The organism is Vibrio syngnathi, from assembly GCF_002119525.1.
GTDB classification, from domain to species: Bacteria; Pseudomonadota; Gammaproteobacteria; order Enterobacterales; family Vibrionaceae; genus Vibrio; species Vibrio syngnathi.
Window position 1 is genome coordinate 1,393,848 of sequence record NZ_CP017917.1, and the last position, 14,071, is coordinate 1,407,918.

Consider the following 14,071-nt stretch of genomic DNA (forward strand, 5'->3'; position numbering starts at 1 on the left):
CTACAAACCTCGAAAACAAGTTGATGACCACCACACCAAATCACATAGCCTATTAACTTACGCCCCATTTGTTTCCAATTAGTCTTTTCCATAGAAACCACTCTCAATGTCCTTAGATTTTCTGAGTAATCCCCCCCTCTTCGAACTCCTCTGAATACACCAATTATTACAAATACGTAATAATCATTTTCTATTTAAGGGGATTATCAAAACACGCACTCACACCTATACTAGCTCCAACAAAACGAGAGAGCGGAAACAATTAAGCTCAACTACGCTTAACGGGTTGAAGCTAATTGCACGGTTATCCGCTGTACTGACATATATAGGAAACATCCAATGACAATCGAAATTAAACCTGGTCAAACTCATATCAAATCAAAAGCAATGGTTGCATGGGCAGCTGGCGAGCCACTAAAAATGGAAGAAGTTGATGTACAACTTCCTAAAGCTGGTGAGGTTCTAGTTCGCATCGTTGCTACTGGTGTTTGTCACACTGACGCATTCACATTATCAGGTGACGATCCAGAAGGTATCTTCCCTTCAATTCTTGGTCACGAAGGTGGCGGTATCGTTGAGATGATCGGCGAAGGCGTTACAAGTGTTGAGATTGGCGACCACGTTATCCCACTTTACACGGCTGAATGTGGCGAATGTAAGTTCTGTAAATCTGGTAAAACTAACCTATGCCAAGCGGTTCGTGAAACGCAAGGTAAAGGCCTAATGCCAGACGGTACAAGCCGCTTCTCTATCAATGGCGAAACGATTTTCCATTACATGGGTTGCTCGACTTTCTCTGAGTACACTGTACTTCCAGAAATCTCTCTAGCGAAAGTAAGCAAAGAAGCACCACTTGAAGAAGTTTGTCTTCTAGGTTGTGGTGTAACAACAGGTATGGGCGCTGTACTAAACACAGCTAAAGTTGAAAAAGGCGACAACGTTGCTGTATTCGGCCTAGGCGGTATCGGTCTTTCTGCAATCATTGGTGCTCGCATGGCTGGTGCTGACCGCATCATCGGTGTTGATATCAACGAGAGCAAATTCGAGCTAGCAAAACAGCTTGGCGCAACTGACTGCATCAACCCAACTAAATTCGACAAACCAATCCAAGACGTTATCGTTGAGATGACAGACGGCGGTGTTGAGTACTCGTTCGAGTGTATCGGTAACGTAAACGTAATGCGTCAAGCACTTGAGTGCTGCCACAAAGGTTGGGGCGAATCAGTAATCATTGGTGTTGCAGGTGCAGGCCAAGAGATCTCAACTCGTCCATTCCAACTAGTGACTGGTCGTGTATGGCGTGGTTCTGCTTTCGGTGGTGTTAAAGGCCGCTCTGAGCTTCCAGAAATCGTTAACCGTTACATGGCGGGTGAGTTTGGTCTTCAAGAGTTCATTACTCATACTATGGGTCTGCAAGACGTAAACGAAGCATTCGACCTAATGCACAAAGGTGAATCTATCCGTACTGTTCTACATATGGATAAGTAATTCTCCTTGGCCTCGGCACTTAGGTGTCGAGACCACAGTTCTGACTTAAACATCAGAGCGAAACTGTCTTCACCACCTCCTGCCCGGTGGGTGGTGAAACTTTAAATGATATAGACACGTTATTCCCCAAACCATCAACCTAACGGAGCACAATAGATGACAATCGAAAACATTAGCCAAGCAAAGGTTGCTGGTGGTTGGCACAAACAATACACCCACTTTTCTGCAACGCTTGACTGCAACATGCGTTTTGCGATTTTCTTGCCACCTAATGCAAGCAAAGAAAACCCAGTTCCTGTTTTGTATTGGTTATCAGGCTTAACCTGTACCGATGAAAACTTCATGCAAAAAGCCGGCGCTTTCAAAGCCGCGGCAGAGCAAGGCATTGCTATTGTTGCACCTGATACAAGCCCGCGCGGCGAAGGTGTTGCCGACAGTGAAAGCTACGATCTCGGCCAAGGTGCAGGCTTCTATCTGAATGCCACTCAAGCACCATGGGACAGCCATTACCACATGTATGATTATGTGGTAACAGAGCTCCCAGCTTTGATTGAATATTTCTTCCCAGTAACGTCTGTGAAATCGATTTCTGGTCACAGCATGGGCGGACATGGTGCACTAACGATTGGCATCAAGAACGAAAACAACTACCGTTCTATCTCTGCATTCAGCCCGATAACAAACCCAATGCAATGCCCTTGGGGACAGAAAGCCTTCAACCAATATCTAGGCTTAGATATTGAAGAGTGGAAACACTACGATGCCTCTGAGCTTCTAAAAACCAAAGGCACTAAGCTACCAATGTTAGTAGACCAAGGCGAAGCCGATAACTTCCTAATTGAGCAGCTAAAGCCTGAACAGTTAGTGGAAGCCGCTAAGGTAACGAATGCCGATTTAGAGCTACGTATGCAGCCAGGTTACGACCACAGCTACTTCTTCATCTCTAGCTTTATTGATGAGCATATTGAGTTCCACGCTGCTTATCTAAACAAGTAGTCATACCTATTTAGCCCACACCTGGCAAAAGCTTAGGTGTGGACTTTTTGTGCCTGTTATTTATTCGCAAGAATATGAACATTGCGTTGTGAGTAGATTGTCATAAGCATGCTGTCTTAATGGAGATTGATGAACAGTGTGTCAATTCGTTCGAACTTACTAACAATTCGAACTTACTAACAAATGGGTGATGCCTTCACTGATTCATACTCTTACAATCAGCAAATCAAACCTGTTACCATAGCGTCTTCAACATCACCTATTTTGAAGGTTGCTATGAAAGCAATTAAGACTCTTTTCTTCCTGATGGTTTTATTAAGCGGTCTGTTTACCGCTTGGCTGTTTATCCCGATTCCAGCAACAATGGACAAGCAAACGCTCGACGTTCCATTATCGGAACCATTCAAGCTTGTGGCGTATCGCAGCAACCCGAATGATGCGAGCAAGCCGCTGACCTACCACTACTATGTGATTTCAGATGTGGTTGGCGTAGACGACATGGACCCGTTCCTGATTACCACCGACCAGTTCGTGAAGCTTGGCGAATTCGACGAGAATACATTCAACTTAACGGTTAACGGTAAGATCGAGAGTTACACCAATGATCTGTGGATCCAAAAGGCCGACGGCAAACTGCAACACTTGTATGTAAGTGTTGATGCTAACTATGTCCGCTAAGATCGAGCAGCAATAAACCTCATTTCTAAAACTGCGCTTTGGCTTCCAAGCGCAGTTTTTGTTTCTAGTGCAATTTTTGTTTCAAGCCGCCCGCTTTCACGCTCCTCTTATCCTCTTATCCTCTTATCCTCTTATCCTCTTATCCTCTTATTCTCTTTTCCACTTTCACCCTCGACTGCCCTTTCTCTCAAGGTGATAAAAACAATCTAAATGTCGCAAGCCGCATAGGTGTTACAAGCCCTTAAGATGTTATAAGCTCCACCTATGCTCGACGCCCTATAAATCAAGAATAATAAAGGATCACTCGTGGAATTTACGCTCGACAAATTTAACGGCATCATCATCGACCCAGCAACCGCCCCTCACGATGCGGACTCATTCAATGCCGAACTCAGCGAGATCACCGAATTTTCAAAGCAGAATAACAAAGGCATCATTTGGATTAGTTTACCTATTTCTCTCTCGCACCTTATTCCGGTGGCGACTGAACTTGGCTTTGTGTTTCACAACTGTTTGGAAGACGAAATTACACTGATCCATAAATCCGAGATTGTAGAGTTTGTGCCTTTCATCCCGACCCACACCTTGGGCGCAGGCGCATTGATCACCAACGAACATAATCAAGTGCTGATGATTAATGAGCACGGTATGACAGGCTACAAATTACCGGGCGGCCATATTGAGTTGGGTGAAGGCATTGAAGAATCAGTGGTTAGGGAAACCTTGGAAGAGACAGGTATCGAAGCCACATTCATTTCAGTGGTTGGCATGGCGACGAGACACCCGTATCAGTTTGGCAAATCGAACCTCTACTTTATTTGCCACCTTATTGCTCAAACCCAAGAGATTGCGATTCAAGACACCGATGAAATTGCAGAGGCTAAATGGGTTGATGTTGAAGAGTACATTAACAACCCTGACAGTTACCCGTTTAACCGCCAATTAGTCGGTTCTCTGATAGGCAAACAAGGATTAGAGCTTACTCAGCTAGAAGGTAATTCAGGCCCAACCCACAAGCCCGAGATCTTCTTTTCGCAAAACTAGAACGACTCAGACATAAAAACGCCCAACTCATATGAATTGGGCGTTTTGGTTTTAGCTCTTCTTTTATTAATTAAGCCGACTGCGTTGTTAGTTATTCTTTATTCCCATGATTCATTCTCATACTTTTAGAACGAACCGTATTAGAAGAAGCCCAACGGATTAGTATCGTAGCTGATCAACAGGTTCTTAGTGTTTTGGTAGTGATCGAGCATCATCTTATGTGTCTCACGGCCAATACCCGATTTTTTGTAACCACCAAACGCCGCGTGTGCTGGGTACGCGTGGTAACAGTTCACCCAAATACGCCCCGCTTCAATGTTACGACCCATGCGATACGCAAGGTTTGCATCACGTGTCCACACGCCTGCACCCAAGCCATACTCGGTGTCATTGGCGATCTCTAGCGCTTCTGCTTCGTTTTTAAACGTCGTTACCGCGATAACTGGGCCGAAGATCTCTTCTTGGAATACACGCATCTTGTTGTGTCCTTCCAACATGGTTGGTTGAATGTAATAACCATTCCCAAGATCATCGGGTTGCTGCGCAATCTCACCACCTGTTAGCACTTTCGCTCCCTCTTGACGACCGATTTCTAGGTAGCTCAAGATCTTATCAAACTGCTCTTTTGAAGCTTGTGCGCCAACCTGAGTATCGGTATCTAACGGGTTACCTTGTTTAATGGTTTGAGCACGCTCAACCACCTTGGCGATGAACTTGTCGTACACCGATTCATGAATCAGTACGCGCGATGGACAGGTACACACTTCACCTTGGTTGAAGAACGCAAGCAGCATGCCTTCGACACACTTATCCAGGTATTCATCTTCATGGTTAAAGATATCTGGGAAGTAGATGTTTGGAGACTTACCACCAAGCTCAACCGTTGATGGAATCAAGCTTTCAGCCGCACATTTCAGAATATGATGTCCAACTTCAGTTGAGCCAGTAAACGCCAATTTAGCCAAACGATCACTGGTTGCCAGTGCTTGACCCGCTTCGCTACCAAAACCATTAACAATGTTGACCACACCTGCAGGTAGAAGATCGGCGATCTTCTCCATCATCACCAAAATTGATGTGGGTGTTTGCTCGGCAGGTTTCATCACTACACAACAGCCCGCTGCTAGCGCAGGTGCCAATTTCCAAGCCGCCATTAAGATCGGGAAGTTCCAAGGAATGATCTGCCCAACCACACCAATCGGTTCTGGGAAGTGGTAACTTGCGGTGTTTGAATCGAGCTCGGCTGCGCTGCCTTCTTGAGCTCGAATACAACCCGCAAAGTAACGGAAGTGATCGACAACCAAAGGAATGTCTGCCGCTAAGGTTTCACGCACAGGTTTGCCGTTTTCCCATGTCTCGGCGACTGCGATTTCTTCTAGGTTCGCTTCAATACGGTCGGCAATTTTAAGTAGGATGTTGGAGCGCTCAGTCACACTGGTCGAAGCCCAACTTGCACGAGCAGCATGCGCCGCATCGAGTGCCAAGCTAATGTCCGCCTCGGTTGAACGTGCCACTTGGCAATACACCTGACCATTCACTGGGGAAGTGTTATCAAAATACTCGCCGCTGACAGGCTTCACCCACTCGCCACCGATAAAGTTATCGTATTGCGCTTTAAAATTAACCACTGCGTTATCACTACCCGGCTGTGCGTAAATCATAGTTAGATCCTTCTTTGATTTTTAGTCGTTGTTTATTCGTTATTGATCTTATGTTGTCGAGCTAGCATGGCGGCTTCCCTTGAGAACAGATCTCATGAAAAGAGCTCTAAAAAAGAGTGTCACCATGTTTATGCTTTCTGTTTAAAACACTGATACTTCGTGTTTTCTTCACAACAGTGACAACGCAAATCACACGCCAGAACTTCAAAACTTGTTGTTAATAAATTGTAAAACTATGATTACCAAACGTTTACAACCCAAAGTGAGTTGGCATTGAACGGACGTATGGAAACCACTCCAGTGTTCAACTGTTCCAAATTGGTACACCCTCACTGTTACGACATGGAACAGTCATGCACCTTCAACAAGCAAACACCTCAGATTGGCTTTCGTCTTCTTGGCACCGCAGCACAGAAGCGGGTCTAAAACAGAGACGACTTCCCGAAGACATTCGCCTGCCACAATCGATTCTTAAACAGCGACGTCATCAATCATCTGACTTGATTCACATCGTCGAACGTAATGCGCTACCTCTGTTTAATCAGATGTTTGCACGCACCGACAGTCGTTTGATTCTGACGGATATCGAGGGCGTGATTCTGGCAAGTTGGGGACAGGAGCGGTTTAAAGAGAAGCTGACGTCAATTGCACTCAGCTCGGGAGCGTGTTGGCAGGAACAACTTAAAGGTACTAACGCGATTGGCACCGCCATTGTGGAAGCAAAACCCGTATCCATCATTGGCGAACAGCACTTCATCCACCAGCATCGATTTATCAGTTGTTCAGCAAGCCCGGTGTTTGATCATCAAGGTCAAATGGTTGGCGTATTGGACATCACCAGTGAGCAGCAACAACACGACAGTTCAGTGCAGTTGCTGGTTCAAAATATGGTTCAACTCGTTGAGAATCAGCTATTGAGTCACATCCCACAAGGCACTACTCGTATTGACCTCGCGTGCGAGAAATCGTTATTACACAGTGGTTGGCAAGGCATTGTGATAGCCAATGAAGCAGGTGAAGTGGTGGCGCACAATCAGGTCGCCTCTCAACTGTTGGATCAAACCTCGATCGTCGGCGAATGCATCGAGACTCTCTTCAATCGAGACTCATTTGATGCACCTTTTGTGTTTGAGAAACAGCACCTCAAACAACCAACTGCAAAACGCACGCGTTCCATTTCAGCATCGTGCGATTTGCACCATGGCGAACAACAAATTGAACATGCTTGGCAGCAAGCCAACAAGGTAATCGACAAAGGGATCAGCCTATTAATCTTAGGAGAAACGGGCGTTGGCAAAGGCGAATTTGTTAAGGCGCTACACAAGCAGAGCCAACGCAAATCCTCTCCCTTAGTGGCGGTGAATTGTGGTGCGCTGCCGAAAGATCTTATCGAATCAGAACTGTTTGGTTACGCACCGGGCGCTTTTACTGGCGCAAGCCACAAAGGATTCCAAGGTAAGATCCGCCAAGCAGACAAGGGAATTCTGTTTCTCGATGAGATCGCCGACATGCCATTGGAGGCTCAATGTCGACTGCTGCATGTTCTGCAAGATAAGTCAGTCGTCCCTGTGGGTTCAAATCAAAGCTACCAAGTCGATTGTCAGATCATCGCCGCCACTCATAAAAACCTAGAACAGTTGGTCGCTACGGGGGAATTTAGACAAGATCTCTTTTACCGCCTGAATGGCTTGGCCTTTACTCTGCCAAGCTTGCAACACCGACAAGACAAGCACGCCCTAATCGAACACATTCATCGTAAATACGCAGAAGATGAACAGACAATCTGCCCGCACTTAATGAGCTTGCTGTGCGCCTATTCATGGCCCGGTAATATCCGTGAATTAGATAACTTACTTAAGGTCGCAGCCCTACTCGCGAGCGATGAAGCACAACTCACACTCGAGCATGTGCCTAGCCACCTTGCTCAACATCTCACGTTATTAACGCAAGATAATCAGCATCAACTGACGAAACCTAATAGCACCATAGGCACAACGAATACCAATTTAAGAAGTACAGTTGAAGATACCTTGTTGCAAACCTATCAAGCGAACCAAGGCAACATCAGCAAGACATCGCGAATACTGGGTATCAGCCGCAACACCATTTATCGAAAACTAAAGAGCTTGGGGATTCTTTAATAATGAACATTAACAGTGGCTTGGTTACTTCGATTGAGCATGCAAAGTATAAATACGCACTTTTTAAGTGGGTACTCCGCACTTCGGGCTAAATTAAAGTGTGACTGATGTCATATAATGAGTAATATATATTCAGAACGCCCGCAAACTACAACCTCTTGATTTACCAGAAAATTAAAAACGGCATCAAGTATAAAATATCAACAAATACAATTAGATAATAGAATAAAAACAGCCATACACCTATCTTATAGCTCCTCTCTAAAAGACATAATCCGGAGCGTTATACCATCCTATTTATATTTTTAATCACCCTATTCTTATTGTGTTCATTATTTAGAATTTTCCATTCACTTATCTTGTTTAAAATCTCTGAAAAACCACCACTATTTGGTTAGAGAGATAATATGTTTAACAGTATACGAACGCGAATTGCGGTGAGTGCGGGCGGAGCGATGGCTTTCACTCTGTTAATCGCCATGGGAATGACGACCAACGCATTTACCGATGTGAATAAACAAGTCACTGAAAAAGTAAAAACGCAGCTGACAGAGGCCACCGCTACGGATTTACAAAACACGGCACTTCAACAAGGTTTGAACATCGCTAACCAGCTTAACCCCGTATTAGCGAACCTTAAGCAAGTGCGCTCAATCATCGAATTAAGTTCAGAAACCGACGCAAGTGCAGAGCTTATCGTGAAACAGTTTACTGCGGCACTAGAAGCACAAAACAAAGCTGTATTTGCGGGTTACATGGTTTGGGAAGATAAGACATGGTCACAACAGTCTGTCTTGAATAACGAGCTCAACGTGAACAGCGAAGACACCTCGCTGACTTTAGACAACCAACAAGACTCGAACACCGAGCAAAGCTTTAACACCGAGTTAGGTTTTAACAGTCAGGGCTACCTTGCCCCCTTCTTCTCTCCCAATGACCAAAACAGCTTTGATGCTGTCGCCATGGAGAGCTTTAGCAATACTGCTCTTAACAGCAACGGTGAACGCAAAGATGACTGGCACTTAATGCCATACCAAACGGGTAAAACGTTTGTGATGGAACCGTATTTTTATTCAGTGCGCGGCAAACAAGAACTCATTACCACCATCAGCCAACCAATCAAACATGAAGGAAAAATCATCGGCTCGTTAGGCTTTGATTTGTCCCTGCATGAACTCCAAAGCCAAAGTGAGTTACTTGCGCGTGACCTATTTGATGGCCAAGGAAAAATCCTAATCACTTCATGGAAAGGCATTACACTGGCCAACAGCCGAGCTGGAAATATGGTGGGTAAAAAAGTCTCTTCTGAATTGGAATCTGAATGGTCAAAGATTCAGTCTATCGCTAACAGAGAAGGCGCCGGTCTTGTGACTTTCGGCGGCGATGAGTACGCGATTACCGCAATTGATACCAGTGATGCGCCATGGGTAGTCATGGTGTCTGTTCCTAGTAGTCACCTAGCCAAAAGCGTCAATGACTACACCGAGTGGAGTGATGCTCAGAATTCAAAAGCACTTGAAAAAGGTGTGTGGGCGGGAATCATCGCCGCTCTTCTAGGCATTGCCTCAATGGCATTCATTGCTAACTCTTTGGGCAAGGTTTTGAACAACTTAGTGGAACGCTTTAAAGATGCAGCACAGGGTGAAGGTGACTTAACTTATCGCATTGAAGTGAAAGGTAAAGATGAAACCGCTCAGCTTGCACACTGGTTCAATACCTTCCTATCTCGTATACAAGAGATGCTACTTACCGTGATGGCAACGGCCGACCAAGTGGATAAAAACGCGACAGAAGGCCAAGCTCGTGCTGAAGTTTCACGTGACCAGTTGAATTCTCAAGTTAACGAAGTGAACTCACTTGCCACCGCTATCAATGAAATGAGTGCAACAGCGCAAGAAGTGGCGAACTCAGCGGTTCAAGCAGCTGCAGCTGCAAGCCAAGTACAAAGCAACAGCCTCAATGGTATGACGCGCATGGACAATGCCGCCAGTGCTGTAGACAGCTTGGCAGTGCAGGTTAACGATGCGCAGCAACAAACACAAAATTTAGTCGATTCAAGCACTGCGATTCAAGGCATCTTGAGCGAGATTGGTGGCATTGCAGATCAAACTAACTTACTTGCACTGAATGCAGCCATTGAGGCAGCCCGTGCAGGTGAGGCTGGTCGAGGCTTTGCCGTGGTGGCAGATGAAGTTCGTAACCTAGCAAATCGAACTCAAGGTTCAACAGAAGAGATTCGCTCTATGTTGGCTCGCCTAGAGCAAGAGACTCAATCTATTGTGGTACTGATGGAGCAAAGCCAAAACCAAGCGAACAACACAAAAAGTGAGACCGAAGCTGCACATCAAGCCTTATCTGAAATCAACCAAGCGATTGAAGTGATTAATGACATGAACAATCAGATCGCTTCCGCGGCTGAAGAGCAAAGCTCTGTATCAGAAGAGATTAACCGCAATGTAGTGATCATCAATGACACTGCAGTGGAAGTGATGGACACCATGACATCATCAGTAGCAATCAGTAATGAGCTGACAGTGAAAGCCGGAGATTTACACGGCGAACTGAGTAAGTTCAAGCTTTCTTAATGACCAACAACGTATAACAATAACTAGGCCGAGAAACATCATGTTTTCGGATAAACGCAATGTTCTTCGTGAAACAGCATGTTCTCGGCCTATTCATTTCTTAGTCCCCACTCGACTTCGAACTCATCGATTGCAGTTCATTTATTAAATTTTACGGAACCAAGCTCGCCTAGCCAATCAGTCCTAACCAAACGATCCCTACACACTATTCAACCCAAACTACCCTAATAGAAACAAAGCTACTCAGAATCTAACTCCACAAGTTGATTAAGCACTTCTTTGTCTAACACGGGGTGATGTTTGCTCGCTAAAATCAGCACAATATCCACGGCTGGTAACGGTGGCATATCTTCAAGAATATTCAAATCCGGAGTCACACTGAGCTTACCCATCGCGCCAATCGCTAAACCCGCTTTAACGATGGCACGTTGTGCCGAAGCGGTATTGCTGCACGCCAACAACTGATAAGGCGTGCCCTGTTTAGTTAAACCATTCACTGCCGCTGCGTGATACTTACAATCGGTCTGAAACAAGGCTAGTGGGATGGGTTTAGAATCATCGAACACATAGTCTGGGCTGCTAATCCATACGCCCACATCACTGGTAAGCCAATAACCCTCTTCACTGTTGGGCGCTCGGGTGACAATTGCAGCATCAAGCCTTCCATCATCCAACCACTCTCTGAGCGTAATGCTTGGCAGGCTGAATACTTGAATAGAACAGGTGGGTTCTGCTTTCTGCAACAGGCGAATCACTTTTGGCAGAATAGTGTCATTGTAGTCTTCTGGGCAGCCGAGTCTTAGAGGTTGTTTGTCTTCGTAACGCTTTACTTGCTTGAGGGCGGTATTGTGAAGGGCGACTAATTGTTCAGCATGAGAACGCAGCGCTAAACCGGCTTCTGTCAGCACAAGATTACGGCCTTCTTTCTGGAAAAGAGTCACGTTGAGTTCTTCTTCCAATTTGCGCATCTGCGCACTGAATGCCGATTGGGTGCGATTTATCTGTTTCGCTGCACGAGTAAAGCTACTGGTTTCTACAAACGCGAGAAAGCCTCGCAAAGCATCAATATCCATATTGAAATCACCACTCATCGTTTTTATTAATGTATTGCATCAAAATTATCCGTTAGTGCGCCGCAATACAATCTTCTAAGCTCAAATGCATGCCCCTAAGGCAAATCCATACCCTAAGTCTCAAAGCATACCCACCAAACGCAAGGAAGCAACTATGCAGCTTTATATTGGAAATCAAAACTACTCAACTTGGTCATTGCGCGCATGGCTGATATTCGACAACTACAACTTGAATGCGGAAGTCATCAAGCTCAAGCTATTCACGTCTGATTTTTACGACACTCTAGCGAAAGTGACGCCAACGGCCAAGGTTCCAACCTTAGTTGATGGCGACGTTACCGTGTGGGATTCATTGGCAATTCTCGAATACGTTAACGAGGCACACTTGAACGGCGCAGCATGGCCTAGCTCAGTGAAAGAACGCGCCCATGCCCGAGCAATTTCCGCCGAGATGCACTCAGGATTTTTTGCCGTCAGAAATGAAATGCCGATGAATTGCCGTGCACAACGAAAGCTCACACTCAGTGAAGACGCATTGAAAGACATCGCCCGTATTGATTCCTTATGGTCGGCACAAATGGAACAATACCCAGAAGGGTGGTTGTTTGGTGAATGGTCGATTGCCGATGCGATGTTTGCACCTTTGGCATTACGCGTAGAAACCTATGGCGTCAAACTTTCAGAGAAGGCATCACAGTATCAGCAACGCGTGCTCAACAGCCCATCAGTAAAAAAATGGTTGGCAGAAGCGAGCTTAGAAACCGATGTGGTTGAAGAGGACGAGGCAGGCAAGCCTGTATAAAATACAGAACACCCTTTCAAGGCTCACTAGTCTGTGAGCCTTTATTTAAACCTTAATACTTTGGTCGATTGTGATCACCGAATCACAATGTGCAGATGTGATTGTTTATATTCAACTAAATGCAAATAGTTAAGATAAACGTTATGTTACGAGCAACCATCGCATTACTCAGTGTCACTAGCTTGGCCGTATCTGCCAATGTCACCCTTCCCTCAGGAGAAGACTGGATCAATCATGCTTCTGAAGGGCTCGCACCTTACTGGCTTATGCCGAGCGCACAGGGAGAACCGATAGGCAACTTCCCTACTTTCCGCTGCGATGATGGTACCTTGCTCGATGTATCTGCTGTGTGTCCTGAATTGAACAGAGGCTGGATCAGCCCGCACTTTGGCAAGGAGTTTACGCGCATGAAATCACGCCAAACCTATGCCTACGGCGTGCTCTACCATCTTACCGGAGACAAACAGGCTTTAGCGCTTGCCAAGCAAGGTGCCTACTACCTCATTGATCAACTAGAAGATAAGCAAAATGGTGGCTTTATTGGCTACATAAAAGAGGGAAAAGCAGGTCAGGATTGGCAGCAGCGTACCTCTCAAGATCAAGCGTACGCGCTGGTTGGCCTTGCTATGTACTACTACCTGACCCAAGACAAAAAGGTAGAAGAAGCACTCATCGCCCAACAAGCTTTTATCTTTGATAAATATCGACTTAGCGACAACAGCGGTCTTGCTTGGGTACTCGCCGACGGTGAAGATGGCAGTGCAAAACGACGTGAACTGGTCGCGCAACTTGATCAAATAAACGGCTACCTGTTGTTAGTCGCTCCTCTGCTCAAAGAACCCGTCAAAACCAAATGGCTTGATGACTTAAACTGGCTCACGCAAGCCATGATTGATCACTACCACTCTGAAGATGAACAACGCTTCTACGGCGCAATTCATGATAAAGCTGCGATGATGCCGAATGCCAATCACAACGATTTTGGGCACACCATCAAAGCATATTGGATGACCTATCTAACCGGTCATGCATTAGATAATTCCGATTGGTCGGAGTTTGGTTTAGACGGTATGAAACACACTTTGGGCCAGGCGCAATATCAGAAAGACTTTGCCAATGTATCTAACTACTTTGGTGAGCGACTTCAGAAGATGTGGCAAGGGCAAGATATCACGGGCTGGCAAAGCAGACCGCAAAGTCAGTGGGCGTCATCATGGGAGTGGGCTGAGCTTGATCAAGCGGCCATGACGGTTTCGCTGGTCGATGGTTCAATGAAAGACGTCCTGCAATACACCCTACCAACCTTTCATGATGTATGGGTCGACCACAAATATGGTGGCGTTGGGCTTGATCCTAAGCGAACTAAAGCTTTCCATTGGGGCAATGGCTATCACCAATTTGAACATGCGCTGATTGGCTATTTATATGCTCGACAAGAGGAAGGTAAACCCGCTGTACTTCACTACGCAAGGCCAACTAACAGCAAGATGCCAATGGAACCTTATTACTATCAAGGAGATGTACTTAAATTAGAGAATCAGAGCGATGGAACGCAAAAGGTCAGTTTCAACAACATTCGACCTTAATACCTGATATTCACTCA

At 45.6% G+C, this 14,071-nt stretch carries 10 protein-coding genes; 8 read left to right on the forward strand and 2 right to left on the reverse strand.

What is annotated here, in order from left to right:
- The first annotated feature begins 339 nt into the window (after positions 1-339).
- The 4 genes from K08M4_RS21030 to K08M4_RS21045 all read left to right on the forward strand — a co-directional run bounded on the left by K08M4_RS21030 (position 340) and on the right by K08M4_RS21045 (position 4,206).
- Complete coding sequence (locus tag K08M4_RS21030) at positions 340-1,488, forward strand: S-(hydroxymethyl)glutathione dehydrogenase/class III alcohol dehydrogenase (RefSeq protein ID WP_012601124.1); 1,149 nt, start codon at positions 340-342, stop codon at positions 1,486-1,488.
- 156 nt (positions 1,489-1,644) lie between these two features.
- Positions 1,645-2,484, forward strand: a complete 840-nt coding sequence (gene fghA, locus K08M4_RS21035) for an S-formylglutathione hydrolase (RefSeq protein ID WP_086051349.1) — start codon at positions 1,645-1,647, stop codon at positions 2,482-2,484.
- Positions 2,485-2,760: 276 nt separating this feature from the next.
- A complete protein-coding gene (locus K08M4_RS21040) occupies positions 2,761-3,162 on the forward strand; it encodes a hypothetical protein (protein WP_086051526.1) in 402 nt (133 codons plus the stop codon).
- A gap of 306 nt (positions 3,163-3,468) precedes the next feature.
- A complete protein-coding gene (locus tag K08M4_RS21045) occupies positions 3,469-4,206 on the forward strand; it encodes an NUDIX domain-containing protein (RefSeq protein ID WP_086051350.1) in 738 nt (245 codons plus the stop codon).
- 140 nt (positions 4,207-4,346) lie between these two features.
- On the opposite strand, the gene exaC is transcribed toward K08M4_RS21045, so the two are convergent.
- Positions 4,347-5,867 carry an acetaldehyde dehydrogenase ExaC gene (gene exaC / locus K08M4_RS21050; RefSeq protein WP_086051351.1) on the reverse strand — a complete coding sequence of 507 codons (1,521 nt, stop codon included), beginning with the start codon at positions 5,865-5,867 and terminating at the stop codon, positions 4,347-4,349.
- 353 nt (positions 5,868-6,220) lie between these two features.
- Here exaC and K08M4_RS21055 point away from each other — a divergent pair, with 353 nt between their 5' ends.
- The gene (locus tag K08M4_RS21055; RefSeq protein WP_086051352.1) at positions 6,221-8,008 is read left to right on the forward strand and encodes a sigma-54-dependent Fis family transcriptional regulator; all 1,788 of its coding nucleotides are present in this window, start codon (positions 6,221-6,223) and stop codon (positions 8,006-8,008) included.
- A 407-nt stretch (positions 8,009-8,415) separates the two neighbouring features.
- The gene (locus K08M4_RS21060) at positions 8,416-10,593 is read left to right on the forward strand and encodes a methyl-accepting chemotaxis protein (protein WP_086051353.1); all 2,178 of its coding nucleotides are present in this window, start codon (positions 8,416-8,418) and stop codon (positions 10,591-10,593) included.
- A gap of 239 nt (positions 10,594-10,832) precedes the next feature.
- Here the strand turns inward: K08M4_RS21060 and K08M4_RS21065 are convergent, their stop codons facing one another.
- Positions 10,833-11,684 (reverse strand): LysR family transcriptional regulator, encoded by an 852-nt coding sequence (locus K08M4_RS21065; protein WP_086051354.1) that lies wholly within the window; start codon positions 11,682-11,684, stop codon positions 10,833-10,835.
- 136 nt (positions 11,685-11,820) lie between these two features.
- Here K08M4_RS21065 and K08M4_RS21070 point away from each other — a divergent pair, with 136 nt between their 5' ends.
- The gene (locus tag K08M4_RS21070; protein WP_086051355.1) at positions 11,821-12,468 is read left to right on the forward strand and encodes a glutathione S-transferase family protein; all 648 of its coding nucleotides are present in this window, start codon (positions 11,821-11,823) and stop codon (positions 12,466-12,468) included.
- Between the two features lie 143 nt (positions 12,469-12,611).
- On the forward strand, positions 12,612-14,054 hold the full coding sequence (locus K08M4_RS21075) for an AGE family epimerase/isomerase (RefSeq protein WP_086051356.1): 1,443 nt from the start codon (positions 12,612-12,614) through the stop codon (positions 14,052-14,054).
- Positions 14,055-14,071: the final 17 nt, after the last annotated feature.